This window comes from Streptomyces sp. NPDC002643 (genome assembly GCF_053592555.1).
The window spans coordinates 1-1,365 of sequence record NZ_JBSFVY010000089.1; the positions used below are offsets into that span (position 1 = coordinate 1).

Consider the following 1,365-nt stretch of genomic DNA (forward strand, 5'->3'; position numbering starts at 1 on the left):
TACTGCAGCCGCAGTTGGTGTGACGGTTGGTCTGGCTGCTCGTTGAAGTGGGCATGGGTGGGGACGTCACGGTTGATGAGGTGCACCGCTGGGCGGTTGGTCTGGACGCTCTGCATGCTCGGATCGGTGGGTATTTCCGCAGGTCCGAGCCGCGTCGGCGGGCAAGGGATTATCTGCGGGGGCTGCTTGCGCCGTTGGAGCGCAAGAACGGCTGGACGCTGGCCGAGCAGGCCGGTGAGCTGTGCCCGGACGGCATGCAGCGGTTGCTGAACCAGGCCGGCTGGGATGCGGATGCGGTCCGTGACGAGGTTCGCGGCTTCGTGCTGGAGCATCTGGGCGCCGAGGACGGTGTGCTGGCCGTGGACGAGACCGGCTTCATCAAGAAGGGCAGCCGGTCGGCCGGTGTGCAGCGGCAGTACACCGGCACCTCCGGGAAGATCGACAACTGTCAGCTGGGAGTGTTCCTGGCCTACGCCTCCACGAAGGGGCGGGCGTTGATCGACCGGGAGCTGTACCTGCCCACCTCCTGGACCGAGGATCCGGCCCGCCGGGCGGACGCGAGGATCGGGGACGAGGTCGCCTTCCGTACCAAGCCCGCTCTGGCCCGCGCGATGCTGGAGCGCGCGGTTGCCGCGAAGGTGCCGTTTCGCTGGGTGACCGGCGACGAGGTCTACGGCCAGGACCCCGTCCTGCGCGGCTGGCTGGCCGGGCAGCGCCTGAGCTACGTGCTCGCGGTCTCCTGCAAGCACCGGTGCGGGCCGCGCGGGCAGAACGCCCGCACCGTCTCGGCAATCCTGCCGGAACATGCCTGGGAGATCCGCTCCGCCGGCGACGGCGCCCACGGCCTGCGCGAATACGCCTGGGCCCTGGTCCCGCTGCCCGGCGAGGGCGACGACGGCTTCGAAGACGCCCTGCTGATCCGGCGGTCCCTCGCCGACGGCGAGCGGGCCTACTACCTGGTGCACGCGCCCGCGAACACTCCGCCGGCCGAGATCGTCCGCGCTGCCGGAGCCCGCTGGGCGATCGAGGAGTGCTTCCAGGCCGCCAAGAACGAGGCCGGTATGGATCACTACCAAGTCCGTCAGTACCCGGCCTGGTACCGGCACATCACCCTGGCCATGGCGGCTGCCGCCCACCTGTCGGCGGTCCGGACAACCGCTCACGAAAAGGGGGACACAGCCGCGACCTCATTCGACTGAGCGTGAACGAGATCCGCCGCCTGCTGAGCAGATTCGCCCACGCCGTCCGGCATGAAGCCGGCCACATCCTGCACTGGTCACACTGGCGCCGCCGCCATCAACACCGCGCCCGCCTCAGCCACTACCGCCGACGAGGCCACCGACCCCCATAACTGCGGCTGCAGTA

1 protein-coding gene is annotated in these 1,365 nt (G+C 69.7%); it reads left to right on the forward strand.

What is annotated here, in order from left to right:
• Window positions 1-53: 53 nt before the first annotated feature.
• A complete protein-coding gene (locus tag ACWD4G_RS45630; RefSeq protein WP_451304668.1) occupies window positions 54-1,199 on the forward strand; it encodes an IS701 family transposase in 1,146 nt (381 codons plus the stop codon).
• The last annotated feature ends 166 nt before the right edge of the window (window positions 1,200-1,365 follow it).